The organism is Actinacidiphila sp. bgisy145 (assembly GCF_057708125.1).
Map to the genome: position 1 here is coordinate 121,535 of NZ_JBYIRL010000019.1, position 18,811 is coordinate 140,345.

17 protein-coding genes and 1 pseudogene are annotated in these 18,811 nt (G+C 74.6%); 5 read left to right on the forward strand and 13 right to left on the reverse strand.

The features are described 5' to 3' along the window. Positions 1-17: 17 nt before the first annotated feature. From AC3ERT_RS18875 to AC3ERT_RS18920, 10 genes are all read right to left on the reverse strand, one after another. Positions 18-941, reverse strand: coding sequence for an alpha/beta hydrolase (locus tag AC3ERT_RS18875; RefSeq protein ID WP_435135291.1), 924 nt, complete (start codon positions 939-941; stop codon positions 18-20). A 5-nt stretch (positions 942-946) separates the two neighbouring features. Continuing rightward, positions 947-2,125, reverse strand: coding sequence for an FAD-dependent oxidoreductase (locus AC3ERT_RS18880; RefSeq protein WP_435175516.1), 1,179 nt, complete (start codon positions 2,123-2,125; stop codon positions 947-949). Between the two features lie 12 nt (positions 2,126-2,137). Continuing rightward, entirely contained in the window at positions 2,138-3,094 is a 957-nt protein-coding gene (locus tag AC3ERT_RS18885; RefSeq protein WP_435175518.1) for a phosphotriesterase family protein, read from the reverse strand. A gap of 49 nt (positions 3,095-3,143) precedes the next feature. Further along, entirely contained in the window at positions 3,144-4,118 is a 975-nt protein-coding gene (locus tag AC3ERT_RS18890) for a phosphotriesterase family protein (protein WP_435175520.1), read from the reverse strand. Between the two features lie 248 nt (positions 4,119-4,366). After that, entirely contained in the window at positions 4,367-4,975 is a 609-nt protein-coding gene (locus tag AC3ERT_RS18895; protein WP_435175522.1) for a TetR/AcrR family transcriptional regulator, read from the reverse strand. Positions 4,976-5,066: 91 nt separating this feature from the next. Beyond that, the gene (locus AC3ERT_RS18900; protein ID WP_435175524.1) at positions 5,067-5,216 is read right to left on the reverse strand and encodes a hypothetical protein; all 150 of its coding nucleotides are present in this window, start codon (positions 5,214-5,216) and stop codon (positions 5,067-5,069) included. Next, the gene (locus AC3ERT_RS18905; RefSeq protein ID WP_435135370.1) at positions 5,213-6,481 is read right to left on the reverse strand and encodes an FAD-dependent oxidoreductase; all 1,269 of its coding nucleotides are present in this window, start codon (positions 6,479-6,481) and stop codon (positions 5,213-5,215) included. Before AC3ERT_RS18905 ends, AC3ERT_RS18900 begins: the two co-directional genes overlap by 4 nt. A 26-nt stretch (positions 6,482-6,507) precedes the next feature. Further along, entirely contained in the window at positions 6,508-7,164 is a 657-nt protein-coding gene (locus AC3ERT_RS18910) for a maleylpyruvate isomerase family mycothiol-dependent enzyme (RefSeq protein ID WP_435175526.1), read from the reverse strand. After that, the gene (locus tag AC3ERT_RS18915; RefSeq protein ID WP_435175528.1) at positions 7,161-7,988 is read right to left on the reverse strand and encodes a fumarylacetoacetate hydrolase family protein; all 828 of its coding nucleotides are present in this window, start codon (positions 7,986-7,988) and stop codon (positions 7,161-7,163) included. Before AC3ERT_RS18915 ends, AC3ERT_RS18910 begins: the two co-directional genes overlap by 4 nt. Positions 7,989-7,990: 2 nt before the next feature. Further along, a complete protein-coding gene (locus AC3ERT_RS18920; RefSeq protein ID WP_435175530.1) occupies positions 7,991-9,151 on the reverse strand; it encodes a cupin domain-containing protein in 1,161 nt (386 codons plus the stop codon). An 83-nt stretch (positions 9,152-9,234) separates the two neighbouring features. Here AC3ERT_RS18920 and AC3ERT_RS18925 point away from each other — a divergent pair, with 83 nt between their 5' ends. The 3 genes from AC3ERT_RS18925 to AC3ERT_RS18935 all read left to right on the forward strand — a co-directional run bounded on the left by AC3ERT_RS18925 (position 9,235) and on the right by AC3ERT_RS18935 (position 13,052). Further along, a complete protein-coding gene (locus tag AC3ERT_RS18925) occupies positions 9,235-10,026 on the forward strand; it encodes an IclR family transcriptional regulator (protein ID WP_435175532.1) in 792 nt (263 codons plus the stop codon). Positions 10,027-10,211: 185 nt separating this feature from the next. Further along, positions 10,212-11,861, forward strand: coding sequence for an MFS transporter (locus AC3ERT_RS18930; RefSeq protein WP_435175534.1), 1,650 nt, complete (start codon positions 10,212-10,214; stop codon positions 11,859-11,861). 180 nt (positions 11,862-12,041) lie between these two features. Next, positions 12,042-13,052 carry an alcohol dehydrogenase catalytic domain-containing protein gene (locus AC3ERT_RS18935; RefSeq protein ID WP_435175536.1) on the forward strand — a complete coding sequence of 337 codons (1,011 nt, stop codon included), beginning with the start codon at positions 12,042-12,044 and terminating at the stop codon, positions 13,050-13,052. A 15-nt stretch (positions 13,053-13,067) separates the two neighbouring features. Here AC3ERT_RS18935 and AC3ERT_RS18940 read toward each other — a convergent pair whose 3' ends face one another. Then, positions 13,068-14,777: a carboxylesterase/lipase family protein gene (locus tag AC3ERT_RS18940; protein WP_435175568.1), complete on the reverse strand. Its 1,710-nt coding sequence runs from the start codon at positions 14,775-14,777 to the stop codon at positions 13,068-13,070. A gap of 340 nt (positions 14,778-15,117) precedes the next feature. Next, positions 15,118-15,201, reverse strand: a pseudogene (locus AC3ERT_RS18945) (4-carboxymuconolactone decarboxylase); the annotation flags it as partial. Positions 15,202-15,427: 226 nt separating this feature from the next. On the opposite strand from AC3ERT_RS18945, the gene AC3ERT_RS18950 reads away from it, so the two are divergent. Continuing rightward, entirely contained in the window at positions 15,428-17,071 is a 1,644-nt protein-coding gene (locus AC3ERT_RS18950) for an IclR family transcriptional regulator domain-containing protein (RefSeq protein WP_435175538.1), read from the forward strand. A gap of 19 nt (positions 17,072-17,090) precedes the next feature. Here the strand turns inward: AC3ERT_RS18950 and AC3ERT_RS18955 are convergent, their stop codons facing one another. After that, positions 17,091-17,660, reverse strand: coding sequence for a TetR/AcrR family transcriptional regulator (locus AC3ERT_RS18955; RefSeq protein ID WP_435175570.1), 570 nt, complete (start codon positions 17,658-17,660; stop codon positions 17,091-17,093). A 97-nt stretch (positions 17,661-17,757) separates the two neighbouring features. On the opposite strand from AC3ERT_RS18955, the gene AC3ERT_RS18960 reads away from it, so the two are divergent. Then, a complete protein-coding gene (locus AC3ERT_RS18960) occupies positions 17,758-18,810 on the forward strand; it encodes a zinc-binding dehydrogenase (protein WP_435135267.1) in 1,053 nt (350 codons plus the stop codon). Position 18,811 lies beyond the last annotated feature (1 nt).

Consider the following 18,811-nt stretch of genomic DNA (forward strand, 5'->3'; position numbering starts at 1 on the left):
CGTACCCGGTCCCGCGGTCACCGCGTGCGAAGGAAGTCGCGGGTCAGCGCGAAGACCTCGTGGAACTCGGGAACAAAGGAGAAGTGCTGGACGAACCCGTGGTTCGCGCCCGCGTAGCGCCGCAGCTCCACCTCGACCCCGGCCTCCCGCAGCCGCCGGGCGTACGCTTCGCCCTCGTCGCGCAGCGGGTCCAGCTCCGCGGTGACGACGAGTGCGGGCGGCAGCCCGCGCAGATCGGCCCGCTTGGCCGGTGAGACGAGCGGGTCCGCCGGGTCCGCGCCGCTGCCGACGTAGAAGGCGTTGAACGGCTTCAGGCCCGCCGTCTCCAGGCCGTAGCCGGTGGCGTTCTCCCGCAGCGACGGATAGCGGTCGGCGTCGAAGTCCAGGTCCAGCGACGGGTAGTAGAGGACCTGGTGGGTGATCCGGTCGAAGCCCTCGTCGTGCGCCCTGGCGACGAGGGCGGCGGCGAGGTTGCCGCCGGAGCTGTCGCCGGCCACCGCCAGGGTCGTGCCGTCCCAGCCCAGGCCCGTCCCTTCCTCGGCGAGCCACCGCACCACGGCGTGGCAGTCGTCGAGCCCGGCGGGGAAGGCGGCCTCGGGCGCCAGGCGGTATCCGACGGACACCACCTTCAGCCCGGTCGCGGCGGCCAGCGCGCGCGCCACGTGGTCGTGGGTCTCCAGGCTGCCGAGGAAGAAGGCCCCGCCGTGGAAGTAGACGAGCAGGCCGTGTGCGGCCGCCTGCGTCGCGGTGTAGATCCGTACCGGGACCTCGCCGGCCGCGGTCGGCGCTCTCAGGTCCCGCACCGAGTGCAGCGGCAGGCGCTCCCCGGCGGGCGCGAGGTGCGCCTCCTCGGCGGCGCGCAGCGCGGCCGGATCGATCGGCCCGGCGGGCGGGGCGGGCAGGTCGGCGAGGAAGGCGGCGATCTCCGGGTGCAGGGGCACGGCCGTCACTCCCCCGCCGCGGCGGCCGCGGACGTGCCGGCTGTTCCGCTGGCGGACGTCTCCGGGGCCTGACCGGCAGGCTGCTGGCCGGCGGGCCGCTGGCCGGGGAAGACGTCGTCGATCGCGTCCTCGGTCCAGCCCTGGCGCGAGACGGCCTGGAGCGTGTCGGTCACCGGCTTGCGGGCGGCCTGGTAGTGGGCGAGCGCCTCCCGCGGGGAGTCGGCCGCGCGCAGGGCGTCGGCGAGGGCTCCGGCGTCCTCGATGGCGGAGTTCGCGCCCTGCCCCTGGTGGTGCAGCATCGAGTGGGCGGCGTCGCCGACCAGGACCACGGAGTCGGAGTGCCAGGTGTCGACCGGGTCGATGTCGTAGACGGCGCGGATGTTGACGGTGCTCATGTCCAGGCCCCGGGTGATGTCCACCAGGCGCGGGTCGAAGCCCTCGACCGTCCGCAGCAGGTCGTCCTTGGTCACCCGGGGGTTCCAGGTGCTGTCCGCGCACAGGGCGGTGATGTCGAACGACACCTGGCCGCGGTGCCGCAGCGGCAGCAGGTAGACCTTGGTGCCGCGGCCGATGTACATGCGCAGGTTGTCGTCGGTGACCATCCCGTGGGTGTCGTCCACCGGGACCACGGCACGGTAGGCGTGCTCGCCGGAGAACACCGGTCCCTTGTCGCTGAACAGCCGCTGCCGTACGACCGACTTGATGCCGTCGGCGCCCACCACGAGGTCCGCCTCCACGGTGGCGCCGTTCTCGAAGGCGAGCACGGCGCTGCCGCCCTTGTCCTGGACCGTCCGCAGCCGGTGGCCGAGGTGCACCATGCCCTGGGGCAGGACGCCGAGCAGGGCGTCGATGAAGTCGCCGCGGTGGATCAGCCGGGTCTGCTTGCGCTCCCCGGCCGCCGGCCACTCCTCTTTCATGAGGGGTTCGCCGGTGGCGGTGAGGATCTCGAAGTAGTCGCTCGGCGAGCTGACCTTCGCGATCGCGTCGAAGATGCCCCACTGGCCGAAGCGCTCGAGGGTCGCGGGGCGCAGGCCGATGCCCGCGCCGACCTCTCGGATCGTGGTCGCCTGCTCGTAGACGCCGACGTCCGCGCCGAGCAGGCTCAGCGCCTTGGCCGCAGCGGCGCCGCCGTACCCCGCCCCGACGACGGCGATCTTCAGGTTCTTCAGGTCCGAGGACTGCATGCTGGGTCTCTCTTACTTCTGGATGGTCAGGAAGCCGGCGGGGTTGTCGACGAAGAGCGTGGTGAGGGCGGCCTCGTCCAGCCCGGCGGCCCGCAGGTCCGGCAGGAGGTCGTCGAAGAGGTAGTTGACGGTGTGGCCCTTGACGCCCGGCCAGCCCAGCGGGCTGCAGTTGGCGTCCGCGGAGGCGAGGACCCGGGTCAGCCGCCGGCCGCCGTCGATGAACCGCAGGAAGTGGTCCAGCCGCTCCTTGCGCGGTCGGGCCCAGAACGGCGGGTCCGGCAGTTCGGTCTCGTAGCCGAAGGTGTCGAAGCCGAGGCGGCCGCCCTGCTCGGCGATCCACACGTCGCGCGTCTTGTCGGCGTTGACGCCGTCGTCGACGTGCCCGAACAGCACGCGGTCCAGCGGGAGTCCCTCCTCGGCGAAGATCCGCACGGCGTTCTCGGCGTCGATCGCCAGGTGCGTGAGGATCGGCACTCCCGTGGCGCGCGCCGCGCGGGCCGCGGCGCGGTAGATGCGCTTGTCCAGGTCCGTCATGCGGCCGCCGCGGCTCACGCCGACCTTGATGACGCCCGCCCGGCTCCCGGTGCCGCCGATGCCGACGGTGATCTCGTGCACGAACTGCCGGGTGAGGTAGTCGACGTCCGCCCGCGCGAAGTGCGGCAGCGCGGTGTCGCCGCCGACGAAGCCGGTGCAGGCGACGATGTGGACGCCGGTCTTCGCCGACAGGGACTTGTAGGCGTCGATGTCGCGGCCGTTGCAGATGCCGGTCACGTCGACGAAGGTGCCGCCGCCCAGTTCGTGGAACCGGCGCAGCTTCGGCACGGTCTCCTCGTAGCGCTCCTCGGGCGTCTTCCACCACCGGGTGTCCAGCTCGGAGCCGGGCATCCCGTACCCGATGTGCTCGTGGATCGCCACAAAACCCAGTTCCTCGGCGGCGACCGGCCCCAGAACGGTGTTCACTCTCGACACAACACTCACCTTTGAGAAGAGGACTTGACGGGGGTGGGGGTCGGCCCGCTCACCGCAGGGCGAGCAGGTCGCGCGGGTTGGCGACGAGGATGCGCCGCACGTCGTCGTCGCCGACGCCCTGCTCCTTCAGCAGCGGCACCAGGACGGTCAGGACATGGCCGTACGGCGTGTCGGTGGCGGGGTGCCCCTTGGCGACCCCGGTCGCGCCGGTGGACAGCAGAATCCGGTCGGCGTGTCCGGCCGCCACCAACTCGGCGACCAAACGGGCGCGTTCGGCGTCGGTGACGTGCGCGGCGTCCTCGGTGCCGGCGTGGTCGAGCGCGAGGTGGGCGCCCATGGCCGCGACCTTCGCGGGGGCGCCGGCGGCGACGGCGTCCTTGCGGTCCAGCCCGCCGACCACGACCCGCCCGGGCGGCAGCTGCTCGTCGAGGACGACGCCGAGTTCGCCGACGGGGTCGGCGCCGTACCGGACCGAGAGCGCGGCGCCGGTGGCCAGCGCGGTGCGCGCAGCGCCCCGCAGCAGGCTCTCGTCCGTCGCGGTCATCCCGCCGCGCGTCACGGCGGTGGCCACCAGGCCGGCCGGGCCGCGGCGCTCGACGCGCGGGACCGCCATGCCCTCGGTGATCTCCTTGGTGAACAGGTCGGCGAACCGCTCGGCCGGCCAGGGAGTGGGCGGGTTGGTCTGCGGGGTGAGGAAGTACCCGCCGAGGAGCTCCTCCGGGCCCTGGCCCGTCGAGGCGACGAGGTGGACTCCGGTGGCGCGCGACAGGGCCTCGTAGAGCCGGACGTCCCGGCCGTGGAACATCCCGGTGCTGTCGACGATCGTGCCGCCGCCGCACGCGCGGAAGTCCCGCAGCTTCGCGGCCAGCGTCTCGAAGATCGCGGACCGGTCGAAGGTGATGTCGAAGGCGTGCTCCGCGCCGGGGAGCACCGACAGCAGCGCCTCGTGCACCGAGACGACTCCCAGTTCGCCGGCCGGTACCGGGCCCAGGACGGTGTGCACGACCTTGCTGCTCTCGCTCATGACTGCCTCACGTGTCCGGTGCGGGTGCGGCTGTGCACCCGGTGGCTTCGGCCACGCTAACCGTTCGCTTTACGCAACGTCAATGAAACGAACGTCATGAAAATAGATCGGCCATTGAGTTTCAGAAAGACGAATGACAACGTTGTCAAGCGACGTCGGAGCGGCGCGCCCGGGCACGCCGACGGCCCGGCCCGCAACCGCGGGTCGGGTCGGGTCGGGTCGGGTCGGGTCCGTCGGAACAGCCCGGATCAGGAGAGCAGCCGCACCCAGCTGGCGCTCAGCTCGGCGAGCATCTGCTCGCGGGTGAGCTTCCAGTCGGCGCCGTCCCAGTGCTGGGCGACGAAGTCCAGCTCCGCCATCGCCAGCGCGCCGCGGAAGCGGCGCTGGTGGGGGGCCAGCCGGCCGGCCTGCGCGAGTCCGTCCTCGATGTCGCTGATGGCCTCCTCCAGCCACCGCTCCACGAGGTCGGTCAGCTCCGGGTCGACCGCCGCGGCGTCGCGGCCCGCGCGGATGATCGGCCGGATCGCCGGCCAGCTGTCGGCGGTGCGCCGCAGCCAGGCGGCGACCGCCTCCGGGGTGCCGTCGGCCACGGTCGCGACCAGGCCCAGGGCGGTGGAGCCGTGTTCGGGCGAACTGACGCGCTGGAGCGCCTCGTTGAGCCGCTCGTCGATCAGCGCCTTCATCAGCTCGCTGCGGGAGGGGAAGTAGGCGTAGAACGTCACCCGGGTGGTGCCCGCCGCGCTCGCGATGTCGTCGACCGTGGTGGCGGCGTATCCCTTCGTCGTGAACAGTTCGAGGCCCGACTCCAGCAACAGCCGGCGCGTCATCTGCTTCTGCGCCTGTCGAAGGTTCGCCATGCCGGCGATCCTAACGCGCCACCGCTCGGCGGCCGTACGCGCCGATTCGCCGGCGCACACCTCGCACGGCTCCTTGACGGCACGTAAAGCCTCAGCCGATCAGGTCGACGCTCAGCCGCCGGCGCAGCTCGGCGCGCGTGATGCCGTACGTCTCCCGCGCCCGTGCCCCCTCTGCGGCCAGGGCTCCGTCGAACCTGCCGAAGGGGGTGCGCAGCGCGGCGTACAGGTAGGCGTCGCTCACCGGGGCCGCCCCGCGGTCAGGGGCGCGGCCGTCTCCGGCCGGCCGGTGCGGGCGGAGGAGAGCGGGACGGGCGTGAACATGGGCGGCTCCTGGTCCGGGGTGAGGGCGGTCGGCCCGTAGAGCCAGTCGGTGAAGGCGTAGTCGCGGGTGTCGCGGGCGCGCAGCAGGGTGTTGCGCTGCTGCCGGGCGGTGCCGTCGAGGTGCCACAGCTCGCCCCAGGCGCGGGAGGTGGTCACCACGCGGCGGCAGTGCTCGGGGCGGACGGCCTCGTAGGCGGCCAGCGCGGCGTCCCAGTCGACCGTGCCGTCGGCGGCGCGGTGGCCGGCGGCGTGCCGGCCCAGTACCCAGCCGTCCTCGATCGCCATGATCGCGCCCTGGGCGATGTACTGGAGCGGCGGGTGCGCGGAGTCGCCGAGCAGCGCGATCCGGCCGTGGACCCAGGTCATGACCGGGTCGCGGTCGAACATCCGCCACCACTTGTCCCGCCACAGGAAGGGCAGGCCGTCCCGGACGAAGTCGCAGGTGCCGGCGAAGGCGGCGTCGAGTTCGTCGGGGGTGCCCCAGTCCTGCTCGCCGGCCCGTGCCTTGGGCGACTCGAAGACGGCGACCTGGTTGAGCAGTTCGCCGCCGCGCAGGCCGTAGTGGACGAAGTGGCAGCCGGGGCCGACGTGGACCACGACCTCGCCGAGGTCGGCGGAGCGGGCCCGCGGCAGCTCGGCGGGCACGGTGCCGCGGTAGGCGACGTAGGCGGAGGAGACCGGCTCGTCGTCGACGAGCAGCTTGCGGGCCAGGGAGTGCAGGCCGTCGGCGGCGATCACGACGGCGGCCTCGTGGACCGCGCCGGAGGCGACGGTCACCGCGGCGCCGCCGGGGGTGTTCCGGTAGCCGGTCACCTGGGCGTCGGTGACCAGTTCGACGCCGGCGCGCTCGCAGGCGCGCAGCAGCAGGCCGTGCAGGTCGCTGCGGTGGATGACGAGGTACGGGTAGCCGTAGCGGCGTTCGAGGTCGCGCAGGTCGAGCCGGGTCAGCTCGGTGCCGTCGACGGCGTCGCGCATGACCATGGCGTCCGGGAGGACGCCCAGGGCCTTGGCCTCGTCGAGCAGCCCGTAGTCGTCGAGGATGCGGGTGCAGTTGGGCGCGAGCTGGATGCCGGCGCCGACCTCGCCGAAGGCCGGCGCGCGCTCCAGCAGGCGGACGCTTTGGCCCTGGCGGGCCAGGGAGTAGGCGGCGCCGAGGCCGCCGAGGCCGCCGCCGGCGACGATCACGTCAGGTGGGGTCATCGTGGGCTCCTCTACAGCCACGGGCCGAGCCGGGGGGCGTCGGCGAGCGTGTGCGGGCGGCCGGCCAGCCAGGCCGCCACTTCCGGCAGCGGGCCGCCGGGCAGTGCGGTCAGGCCGCGCTTGGCGCGGATCTCCTCGACCAGGGCGGTCAGGAAGCCCTCGGGCAGGTCGGCGAAGCCGGTGCCGGTACCGAGGTCGACCGCGTGGACGCACACCTCGCGGGCGCGCATCCAGGGAAGTTCCGTGGCGGGCACGGTGCGGCCCTGGGCGGTGACGACCTGGCGCCGCCACTGCTCGTCGGTGAGCGCGTCGAGCCCGTCGGCGAGGCGGTGCGCGGAGCCGGTCAGCCAGGTGCGCAGCTGCCGCGCCGTCAGGTCGGGGCCTTTGGCGATGCCGGCGGCGCGCTCCTCGGCGGAGGCGTACATCAAGGTCCGCTCTCCGGTGGCCGCCCAGTGCACGAGGTTGCCCAGGGCGTCGGCGTTCGCGGCAACGTGGGCGGCGAGGTGCTTGCGGGTCCAGCCCGGCAGCAGGCTGGGGGCGCGGAAGGCATCCTCGTCCAGGCCCGCGGCCGCGTCGAGGAGCAGCGCGGTGCCGGTACGGGCCCACGCCCGCGCCTCGGCGGCGGTCCGCGGCGGGCTGGTGGGGGCGGGGCCGATGGGGCCGGTCACGGCGCGACCACCTGGTTGCTGCACGCGCCCAGGCCCGCGATCCGGGTGGTGACGGTCTGGCCGGGGCGCAGGAAGACCTGGGGGTCGCGGGCGTTGCCCACCCCGGCCGGGGTGCCGGTGGCGATGACGTCGCCGGGGCGCAGGGTGATGACGGTGGAGATGTACCGCACCAGGAACACCGGGTCGAAGAGCAGGGTCCCGGTGTCGTCCTGCTGCATGACCTGCCCGTCGACGAGGGTCTCGACCCGGAGCGCGGGGCGGACGCCGCCGACCTCGTCGGGGGTGACGAGGTAGGGCCCCAGCGGGGTGGAGCGCTCCCAGATCTTGCCCTGGGTCCACTCGATGGTGCGGAACTGCCAGTCGCGCACCGAGATGTCGTTCATGACGGTGAAGCCGGCGATGGCGTCGGCGGCCTGCTGCTCGTCCGCGCGGCGCACCGCTGTGCCGATCACCACGGCCAGCTCCACCTCCCAGTCCAGCGCCTCGGTCTCGGCGGGCTTGACGAGGGGGTCGCCCGCGCCGAGGAGAGTGTCGGCGAACTTCGGGAAGAGTGTCGGGTGGGCGGGCAGTTCCCGGCCCATCTCCTTGATGTGCTCGGTGTAGTTGTGTCCGACGCAGATGACCTTGGACGGCTGGGGCACGACGGGCGCGAAGTCGGCGCCCGCGACGGGGTGGGCGGCGCCTGCGGCGGCCCGTGCCCGCTGCCGCCAGTCGGGCTCGGCGAGCAGGGCGCCGAGGTCGGCGTACCCGAGGTCGACGAGGGTGTCCCCGTCGCGGCGCACGGCCCGGGTCCCGTCGGCGGTGCGGAGCGTGGCGAGCTTCATGGTCAGGCGTCCTTGTGGTTGCGGTCGAGCCGGAGCGCCTCGAGGACCGGCGCGTCGGAGAAGCGGAAGAGGTCGAGGGCGCCCTCGTCGGAGTCGGTGGCGCCGGCTTCGGAGCGGGCGGAGAACGGCTGCCAGGACGGGACGACGAACAGGTCGCCGCGGCCGACGGTCCAGGAGGTGCCGCCGACGGTCACCACGCCGGAGCCGTCGAAGACCTGGTAGACCGACGAGCCGGTCTCGCGCACCGGCGCGGTCTCGGCGCCCCGGACGACGCGGTGGAACTCGGCGCGCAGCGTGGGCAGCACGTCGGAGCCGTCGTGCGGGTTGGTGTAGCGCACCGCGGCGTGGCCCGGTTCGACGGTGCCGCCGTGGCCCTCCCGCTCCAGCAGCAGCTGGTCGGCCAGGGCGGCGTTGGTGTGCTCCCATTTGTACGACAGCAGCGGGCTGCCCGGCGTGGCCGGGGCGGCCGACAGCGGGCGCAGCCCCGGGTGGCCCCACAGCCGCTCGGCGCGGGAGCGGTCCGGCGTGGTGCGTTCCTCCGCGCTGATCTCGTCGCGGCCGAACTCGAAGAACTGCGCCTCGGTGAGGTACTGGAAGGGGATGTCGAGGCCGTCGATCCAGGCCATGGGCGCGGAGGTGGCGTTGTGGTGGGCGTGCCAGTTCCAGCCCGCCTGGGGCAGGAAGTCGCCGCGGTTCATCGGCACCGGGTCGCCGCCGACGACCGTCCACACGCCCGAGCCCTCGACGACGAAGCGGAAGGCGTGCTGGGTGTGGCGGTGTTCGGGGGCGTCCTCGCCCGGCATCAGGTACTGGATGGCCGCCCACAGGGTCGGGGCGGCGAAGGGCCGTCCGCCGAGTGCGGGGTTGGCGAGCGCGATGGCCCGGCGCTCCCCGCCGCGCCCGACGGGGACGAGGTGGCCGGCCCGGTCGGCGAGGGCCCGCAGGGTCTGCCACCGCCACACGTGCGGGACGGCGCGCGAGCGCGGGTGCGCCGGCATCAGGTCGCCGATCTCGGTCCACAGCGGTACGAGCAGTTCACGTTCGAAGCCCCGGTACAACTCCTGGAGTTCCGGGGTGACTTCGGGTTGCCCGGCGGCAGCGACGGCCTGGAGCCGGACCGGGGAGCCCGCGGCGGGGTCTGGGGCGAGGGAGGAGTGCGTCACGTACGACAGGCTGCATCGCGTCTTCTGGGAGGACATGTAGATTCTGGAGAGCAGAATCCTGCTCGTATCCGAGAGGTCGCACCGTGGACAAGCCGCTGAGGACGCCGCCGCCCTACCCGATCGCGAGCGTGGACCACGCGCTGCGGGCGGCGGCCATCTTGCAGATGGAGGGCGGGGCGACCGTCTCGCAGATCGCCGAGCGGCTGGGGGTCGCCCGGTCGACCGCGCACCGGGTGCTGGCGATGCTGGTCTACCGGGACTTCGCCGTGCACGGCGAGGACCGCGTCTACCGCGCCGGGCCGGTGCTGGAGCTGGCCGCGCACTCGCAGTCCCTGGTGTCGCGGCTGCGCGCGGCGGCCCTGCCCCATCTGCACCGGGTGGTCGACCTCGTGGACGAGACCGCGAACCTGATCGTGCGCACCGGGGACACCGCGCGTTTCATCGCCAGCGTGGAGTGCCGGCAGGCGCTGCGGGCCGGCTCCCGGGAGGGCATGGTCTTCCCGGCCCACCGCACGACGGCGGGACTGCTCCTGCTCGCCGAGCTCACCGCCGAGGAGCTGGACGAGGTGTACGCCGCCGAGCGCTACCGCGACCGGCCGGCCGAGCGCCCCGACCTCGCCCGGCTGCGGGCGGAGCTGCGGCGCCTGCGCCGCAACGGCTTCGCGGTCAACAAGGAGCGCTCGGAACGCGGCCTGGTCGCCATCGGCGTGCTGGTCCGCGACCGGGACGGCACCGCGCTCGGCGGCCTGTCGGTGTCGATGCCCAGCGTGCGCTACGACACGGGCCGCCTCCAGTCCCTGGTCGCGGCGCTGGAGACCTCGGCGCGCGCGCTGGAACGGGACTTGGCACGGGACCTGGGCCGGGACCCGGCATGAGACACGGCGCGGGACTCGGCACGAGACAGGGCGCGGGACCTGCCGGACCGCTGAGCACCCCGGCTCGCACGACATGGCGATCACTTCCACGACATGGCATCCACTGACCATAATTTGTGACCAGATTATTGACGCGACGTAAAGCGAGTGTCATTCTCCACGGCAACAACCAGGGAGAACCAGCCATGACGCTCAACAACGGGACGACGACGTCCCACGGCCCCACCGCGGGGGCCGCCCGGATGCCGGGCTACGCGGGAACACTGGCCGCCGCCTGCGGCGCGGTGTTCGTGGCGCAGGTCGCGAACGCGCTGCCGGCCTCGCTGAACGGGCTCCTGCAAGCCGACCTCGATACCCACGGCTCCCAACTCACCTGGGTGACCTCCGCGTTCATGGTCACCGTGGTCTGCTTCGAGTTCACCTTCGGTGTCCTCGGCGACCTCTTCGGCCGGCGGCGGCTCGTCGTGGCCGGCACGCTCCTGGTCGCCGCCGGCAGCACCGTGGCCGCGCTCGCGCCGACCGTCCAGGTGCTGTGGGTCGGTGCCGCCCTGAACGGCCTGGGCGCCGGCGCGATGTTCCCCGGCTCGCTGACCGCGATCACCGCCGTCGCCCGCACCCCGCGGGAGCGGTCGCACGCGGTCGCGGTGTGGAGCGGCTTCCTGTCCGCGGGCGCCGCGCTGTCCCCGCTGCTCGGCGGCATGTTCGCCGAACTCGGCTCCTGGCGCGGCTCGTTCTGGGTGCTGGTCGGGCTCGCCCTGGTCAGCGCCGTGCTCACGCTGGCGCTGTCCGCGGAGTCCAAAGCCCCCGAGGGCCGCCGGTTCGACGTACCCGGCCAGATCACCTTCGCCCTCGGCCTGATCCTGGTGCTCTACGGCGCCGTCGAGGGCCCCGAGTCGGGCTGGAGCACGCTCCCGGTGGTGCTCGCCTTCGTCGTCGGCGCGTGCTTCCTCGCGGTGTTCGTACGGGTGGAGCTGCGGGCCGAGGCCCCGATCCTGGACCTGTCGCTGTTCCGCAACCGGGCCTTCACCGTGTCGGCCGTCGCCGCCGTCATCGGCATGCTCGCCTTCCTCGGCGCCTGCTTCGCGACGAGCATGTGGCTGGGCCCCGTGCAGCACCAGGACCCGATCCGGGTCGCCCTGCCCTTCCTCGCCCTCCAGGGGCCCGCGTTCGTGCTCATCCCGGTCGTCTCCCGGCTGCTGCACCGCGTCGCGGCGTCCTGGCTGCTCACCTCGGGATTCGTGCTGATGGCGGCGGGCTGCCTGCTGTGTGCCCGGCTCGACGTCGAGAACCCGCACCTGGGCGCGTTCGCCGCCCCGGCGCTGCTGATCGGGGTCGGCTTCGCCCTCACCGTCAGCTCGGTGACGGCCGTGGCGCTGGACAGCGTGCCGCCACGGCTGGCGGGCATGGCCAGCGCCACCACCAACATGCTGCGCGACCTCGGGTTCGCCCTGGGCCCCGTCGTGGTCGGCGCGGTCGCGCTGAGCCACGCGGGCTCGGCGTTCGCGGCGCACCTGGCCGGCGGCGGCCTGCCGGCCGGCCAACTCGCCGCCGCGCGCGGCGTCGCCGCGGCGGGCGGCCCCATCGCCGTGGACAGCCTGCCGCCCGGGGCGCCGGGCGCCGCCGCGCACGGCCTGGCCCTGGACGCCCTGGGCAGCGGCTTCAGCACCGCCTTCCTGGTGTGCGGCGTGGCCGCCGCCGTCGCCGCGGCCCTCACCGCGTTCGGCATGATCGGGCAGAGCGCCCACCGTCCCTCCCAGAGCGGCGAACCCGCCGCCCGCCCGGGTGCGAGCGCCGGCGGTACGGCCGAACCGGCCCCCGCCGTCCCGCGCCCCTGACGTCCCGCGCCCCTGACGTCCCACACTCCGGCGAAGGGGCAGGCGCGGGGGCGGCCATCCGGGGTCCGGCACGGCCGCGTCGCGGGCCACACCGCGTGGAATACCGGGAAACGGCCGCTTGCCGCGATACCTGTCGTACGACTGGTGTCCCGGACCGCCCCACCTTCTGAGGGAGCCGACATGCGTGCCGCCGTAGCCACCGAAGTGAACGCCCCGCTCACCCGCACCGAACGGGACGTCCCCACGCCCGGCCCCGGCGAGGTCCTCGTCAAGGTGTCCGCCTGCGGGGTCTGCTACTCCGACCTCGGCCTCGTGCAGGGCCACTACCCCTTCGCCCGCTTCCCCGTCATCCCCGGGCACGAGATCACCGGCACCGTCGTCGGCCTCGGCGAGGGCGTCAGCTGGCCGGAGGTGGGCACCGCGGTCGGCGCCCAGTTCCTCTACGACTCCTGCGGCCACTGCGACTACTGCGCCCGCGGGGACCAGATCCTCTGCCCCGCCAAGCGCGTCACCGGCATCGTCGTCGACGGCGGCTACGCCGAGTACGTCCTGCTCAAGGCCGGTTACGTCACCCCGCTGCCGGCCGGCCTCGACCCCGTCACCGCCGCCCCGCTGATGTGCGCGGGCCTGACCGCCTTCAACGGGCTGCGCCAGGGCGGCGCCGGGGCCGGCTCCCGGGTGGCCGTCATCGGCACCGGCGGCATCGGCGCCCTCGCCATCCGCTACGCGGTCGCGATGGGCGCCCGCGTGGCGGTGGTCGGCCGCTCCGCCCGCGGCGCCGAGGAGGCCCGGGCGCTGGGCGCGGAACTCCACATCGCCGCCTCCGACACCGACCCCGGCCCGGCCCTGAAGTCCTGGGCCGGGGGCGCCGACGTCATCCTCAACGCCAGCCCGTCCACCGAGGCGGCCGCCGCCACCCTCGGCGGGCTCGCCCCCGACGGCACCCTCCTGCTGTGCGGCTACGGGCCCGAACCGCTGGTGCTGCCCACCCAGCCCATGGTGCTCAACCGGCTCCACGTCGCCGCCAGCCCGTCCGGCTCCCCGCACGACCTGCGCGACACCCTCGCCTTCTCCGCCGCCCACGGCATCCTGCCGGCCGTCACGCCCATCACCCTCGACGAGGCCCCCGCCGCGCTGGACGCGATGGCCGCGGGCACCGCCCACGGCCGCCGCGTCATCGCGTTCGTCTGACCGCCCGCGGGGCGGCTACCAGAGCTGCTGGCTGTCGAAGTACCGCCGCCAGAAGTCGAGTTTGGCGGGCGGGGCGACCGGCAGCGGGCCGAAGCGCTCGCCGACCTCCATCACGGTCGGCCGGCTCTGGTCGTAGGCGGGCCAGGCGGGCAGGCCGGGGCCGTTGGGGTCGCCGGTGGCGACGTAGCGGGCGAGGTAGGAGGACATGGTGTCGGCGATGGCCCGGTCCTGGTCGGTCCAGCCCTGGTCGGCCGGGTAGAGGGTGCCGAAGAAGTAGGCGATCTCCGAGCCGTGGTAGGCGCCGCGGATGTCGTGGTCGGGGCCGGGGGGCCGGTGGGTCCAGAAGTAGGTGTGCACCGGGCGGTGGCTGCCGCGGGGCCACTGGGCGCCCCACAGGTGGGTGGTGCAGCGCGAGCAGTCGCGGACCGCGTCATTGCTGGCCAGGGCCGCCTCGTCGTCGGTCGCGGCCGGGTACAGCCGCAGGAACTCCGGCGCCATCGCACCGTACTTGCGCTGCGCGGAGCTGACGTAGTCGTCGAGGGTGACGTGCACGGGCGGGGCGCCGGGGCGGTCCTGGTAGCCGGTGGCGCGCCAGTAGTCGAACGCGGTCTCCGGTACGGCCCCGGTCTCGTCGAGGTTGTTGCCCGCGAGGTACCACACGTCGTTCTGCGCGCGGCGGGCGTACGTGTCGTGGTAGCCGGCCGGCAGCACCCAGCCGTCGACCACCGGCCGGAACAGCGGCGGTTCGGCCACCGACCGGGTGTCCACGGTGTCGTCCGGGAGCGTCCCGGCGTCGTTGAGGTCCTGCCAGGGCAGGGCGCGCAGCTGCTCCAGGGTGGTCGCGCCGTGGGCGGCGGCGTAGGCGGTGCCCTGCTGCTCGGCCGTCTCCAGCCGCCGGTAGGAGGTGCCGAGGTAGCACAGGTCCGGGTCGCCGGGGTGGCGGGCGTGGCTCTCGGCGACGGTGCGCCGGAACAGCCCGGCGGCCAGCGGGGACATGGACAGCATGTCGGTGGAGCCGGCGCCCGCGGACTGGCCGCCGATGGAGACCTGTTCGGGGTCCCCGCCGAAGGCGGCGATGTTGCGCCGCACCCATTGCAGCGCCGCGATCTGGTCGAGCAGCCCGTAGTTGCCGGAGGCGTGGTGGCCGGACTCGCGGCTGAGTTCGGGCGTGGCGAGGAAGCCGAGAGCGCCCAGCCGGTAGTTGAAGGTCACCACGACCAGGCCCTTGCTCGCCAGGACCGAGCCGTCGAACGCCGGGTCGGAGCCCCGGCCGCCGGAGAAGCCGCCGCCGAAGATCCACACGTACACCGGGCGCCGGCCCTGGCTGCCGGTCGCGGCGGTCCACACGTTGAGGTTCAGGCAGTCCTCGCTCATGGCGAAGCCGGTGCCGGTCTGCGGGGGCGCGTCGCCGAAGGTGTCGGCGGTGCGCACGCCCTGCCAGGACGCGGCCGGCTGGGGCGGGCGCCAGCGGTTGGGCCCCGCGGTGGAGGCCGCGTACGGGATGCCCCGGTAGACGGTGACGCCGGGCAGCGCGGCCGGCACCCCGGCGACCAGGCCGGTGTCGATCCTGACCGGTCCGCTCCAAGGCGGCTGGGCCGCGGCGGCCTGTTGGGCCTCCACCCCGCCGACGAGCGCGGCGCCGAGCGCGGCGCCCGCCGTCCGGCCGAGGAAGTCCCGGCGGGGCCACGAGGGATTGCCGGGGTGCGGGCTGTCGCTGTGCGGCATGTTCACGCGGGTCTCCGATCTGGCGGCGGATCGCGGTGCGCCCTGCCCTCGAGGCCCGGACCGCCCCTGGATTGTCCGACAAAACTTCGGGGGAACGTAACACCACGGAAACGAGCGGACAAGCCTTTTCGCACGTGGAAGCGTTCTTAACCTGACTCCCCCGCCCGCTCCACCCTCTCGATTGGCCGACGATCAGCGAGTCCGGCTCCGACGCCGGACCGGCCTTGGCCCTCCGCGTCGAGGTCGGCCAGGACGCGGGCGGCGATGGCGAAGGCGGTGTTGCCGCGGGGACTCCGCAGGGGATCGCCGACTGGAGCAGCACCTCCTGGATCTCCTCGTCGGTGTGCCCGTTGGTACGGGCCGCCCGGACGTGCAGCGCCAGTTCGTCGTGGTGGCCGAGCGCTCCCAGGACGGTGAGCGTCACGCAGCTGCGGGTGCGGCGGGCGGGCGCGGCGCCCAGCTACGGCGCCGGACCTGGGTGCCGGGCCTCGTCGCGCCGCCGCTCGGGGGGCGTCCCGCGATCCTTGTACGCGTTCGCCTGATGAACTACGGTTCATTCAAGTGCCGAGCGCCGCCCCGCCTCTTGCGCGCCGTCAATGGTTCGCGCGGGACTTCGCGCGGGAAACGGCGAGGAAGGCGAGGAAGCAGCCATGCCGGACGGCAGCAGCCGTGATGCCTCGGTCGGTCCGCTGGAGCGGGGGCTGCTGGTCCTGCGCGCGCTCAGCCGCGCCCCGGGCGGCCGGCTGCGGGCGAGCGCGCTGGTGCGGGCGACCGGGCTGGCCCGCTCCCCCGTCGACCGGATCACCACGACCCTGCTGCGGCTGGGGTATCTGCGGGAGGCGGGCGGGGAGTTCGCACTGGCCCCTCCGCTGCTGGCCCTGGGCGCGGCCTATCTGCGCGGCAGCGGGGTGCCGGGGGCGTTCGGCCCGCGGGCCCGCGCGCTCGCCGACGCGCTCGACGAGTCCGTGTCGGTCGCCGTGCCCGACGGGACCGGCGTCCGGTTCGTCGTCCAGTACACCCGGCGCCGCGCGCTGTCGGTGAGCTTCCGCGTCGGCGACCTCCTGCCGGCCGAACGGTGCGCGCCCGGCGCGCTGTTCGCCGCGGAGTGGGACGAGGGGCACTTCGCGTCCTGGCGGCTGCGCTCCCCCGGGGACTTCGCCGCGGACTTCCCCGCGCTCCCGCCGGGGGACGCCTCCCGGCCGGCCGAACCCGCGCTGCGGGCGGTCGCCGCGCAGGCCGCGCGCCGCGGCTGGTCGCTGGACGACCAGCTGCTGGAGCCGGGCCTCGTCGCGGTGGCGGTCCCCGTACCGGACGCGTCGGGCGCCACCGCCGCGGCGCTCAGCGTCGTCAGCCACACCAGCCGCCACGGGGTGCGGGAGCTGCGGGACTTCGCCCTGCCGCGGATGCGGGCGACCGCCGAGCGGATGTCGGCCGCGCTGGCCGCGGGCGCCGGCGCGCCCGCACCGCGGGCCGGCGCGGACGACCTGACCGCGGCCGCCAAGCGGGACCTGGGCCCGGAGTACCTCCAGTCACTGGCGCGGGGGCTGTCCGTCCTGGCGGCGCTGGGCGGGGAGCCGGGCGGGATGACGCTGTCGGCGGTGGCGCAGGGCACCGGGCTGCCGCGGGCCACCGCCCGCCGCTCGCTGCTGACGCTGGAGAGCCTGGGGTACGTCGCCGCCGACGCGGGCCGCTTCCGCCCGCTGCCGCGGGTGCTCGACCTGGGCCACCCGGTGCTGAGCCGGCTCACCCTGGGCGAGATCGCCCAGCCGCACCTGGCCGAACTCGTCGCCCAGGTGGGCGAGTCGGCGTCCACGGCTGTCCTGGACGGCCGCGACATCCGCTACGTCGGCCGGGCCGCGGCCCACCGGGTCATGAGCGTGGCCATCACCCTGGGCACGCGTTTCCCGGCGCACGCCACCTCCATGGGCCGGGTCCTGCTCGCCGGGCTGCCGCCCCGGGAGCGCGCGGCCTGGCTCGGCGCGGCGCCGCTGCCGCGGCTGACCGGCCGCACCGTCACCGACCCCGGCGCGCTGGCGCGGCTGCTGGAGCAGGTGCGGGCGAACGGCTTCGCCCTGGTCGAGCAGGAACTCGAGGAAGGGCTGCGGTCGCTCGCGGTGCCCGTCCGCGACGCCGAAGGTCGGGTCGTCGCTGCGGCGAACATCTCGATGCACGCCGGCCGGACGTCCGCCGCGCAGGCCCGCGAGGACTTCCTGCCCCGCCTGCGGCGCGCCGCCGACGCGATCTCGGCGGACATCGCCGTCCTCACCGCCGCCCAGGACCTCCCGCCGGCCTGACGTCCGCGCCCCGCCCGGGTCAGGCCGGTCCGCGGGCAGCGGCGCGCACCAGCGCCCGGGCCAGCTCGGTGGCCGCCGGCAGGGTGTCGTGCGGGAGCGGCTGGGAGGCGAGGGCGCCTTCGTGCAGCACGAAGAGCTGGGCGGCGAGGGTGGCGGGGTCCGGGCAGCCGGCCGCGGCGGCGAGTTCTCCGAACAGGTCCAGCAGCCAGAGCTTCTGGTCCGCGGCAATGCGGTGCGCGGGGTGGGCGGGGTCCGGCAGTTCGGCCAGCGCGTTGATGAACGCGCACCCGCGGGTGTGGGTCCGGCTCCAGGTCCGCAGCGCCTCGAAGGGCGCCGTGACGGCCTCGACGGGGCTCGCGCCGGCGTCAACGGCGGCGTCGACGGCGGCGCGGACGTCCGACCGCCAGCGCCGGTCGCGTTCGGCGAGGTAGGCCGCCACGAGGTGGTCCTTCGAGCCGAACTGGTTGTACAGGGTCCGCTTGGTCACGCCCGAGTGCTCGGCGATCAGGTCCACACCGACCGCGGTGATGCCGCGCCGGTAGAACAGCTCCTCGGCCGCCGCGACGATGCGGCGGCCGGCCGGCGTCATGGTCCGTGCTTCCCGCACCGGGCATCCCTTCACCGATCGGTGTACCGTGGCCGAGGTGCCAAGGTTCACCGATCAGTATACCGAGGAGGAGGTTCAGATGACGGGCGTGCCCGAGACCATGCGCGCGGTGCGGATCACCCGGCACGGAGGGCCGGAGGTCCTGGAGGTGGCGGACGTGGCCGTGCCCGCCCCACCGGACGGCGGGGTCCTGGTCCAGGTCAGCGCGGTGGCGCTGAACAACACCGACCTGTGGACCCGGGAGGGCGCCTACGGCCGCCCGGGAGACCCGGCGGCGCGGTCCGGCTGGCGGGGCCCCCTCGACTTCCCGCGCATCCAGGGCGCCGACGTGGCCGGCCACGTCGTGGCGGCCGGCGCCGGCGTGGAGGGCGGCCTCGTCGGCCGCCGCGTGGTCGTCGACCCGGCCCTGTACGACGGCGAGGGGCCCGATGCGCACCCGGTGGGCCTGATGGGCAGCGAACGCGACGGCGGTTACGCCGCGTACGTGACCGCGCCGGCGGCGCGCGTGCACGACGTGACGTGCTCCCCGCTCACGGACGACCAGCTCGCGGCGCTGCCGACCGCCTACGGCACGGCGCTGGGCATGATCGAGCGGGGCCGGCTGCGGGAAGGGGAGACCGTCCTGGTCTCGGGCGCCTCCGGCGGTGTCGGCCTGGCGGCGGTTCAGCTCGCCCGGGCGCGCGGCGCGCGGGTGCTCGCCGTCAGCAGCGCGGCCAAGGTCGCCGCGGTGCGCGAGGCCGGCGCGCACGAGGTCGTCGACCGCGCACACGACGTCGCCGAGCAGGTCCGCGCCGCCGCCCCGGACGGCATCGACGTCGCACTCGACGTCGTCGCCGGGGAACTGCTGGGTGACGGGCTGCCGCTGCTGCGCGAGGGCGGCCGGTGGGTGGTGGCCGGCGCGCTCGGCGGCTACGGCGTGGCCTTCGACGTGCGCCGCCTCTACCTGCACAACGCGCAGGTGATCGGCTCCGCGATGCACACGCCCGCGCACTTCGGCCTCCTCATGGACCTCGCGCGCACCGGCGAGATCCAGCCGGTCATCGCCGCGGTGTTCCCGCTGGACCAGGCCGCCCGGGCGCAGGCCGAACTCGCCCGCAGGGCGCACGTCGGAAAGATCGTCCTGCACCCGTAGG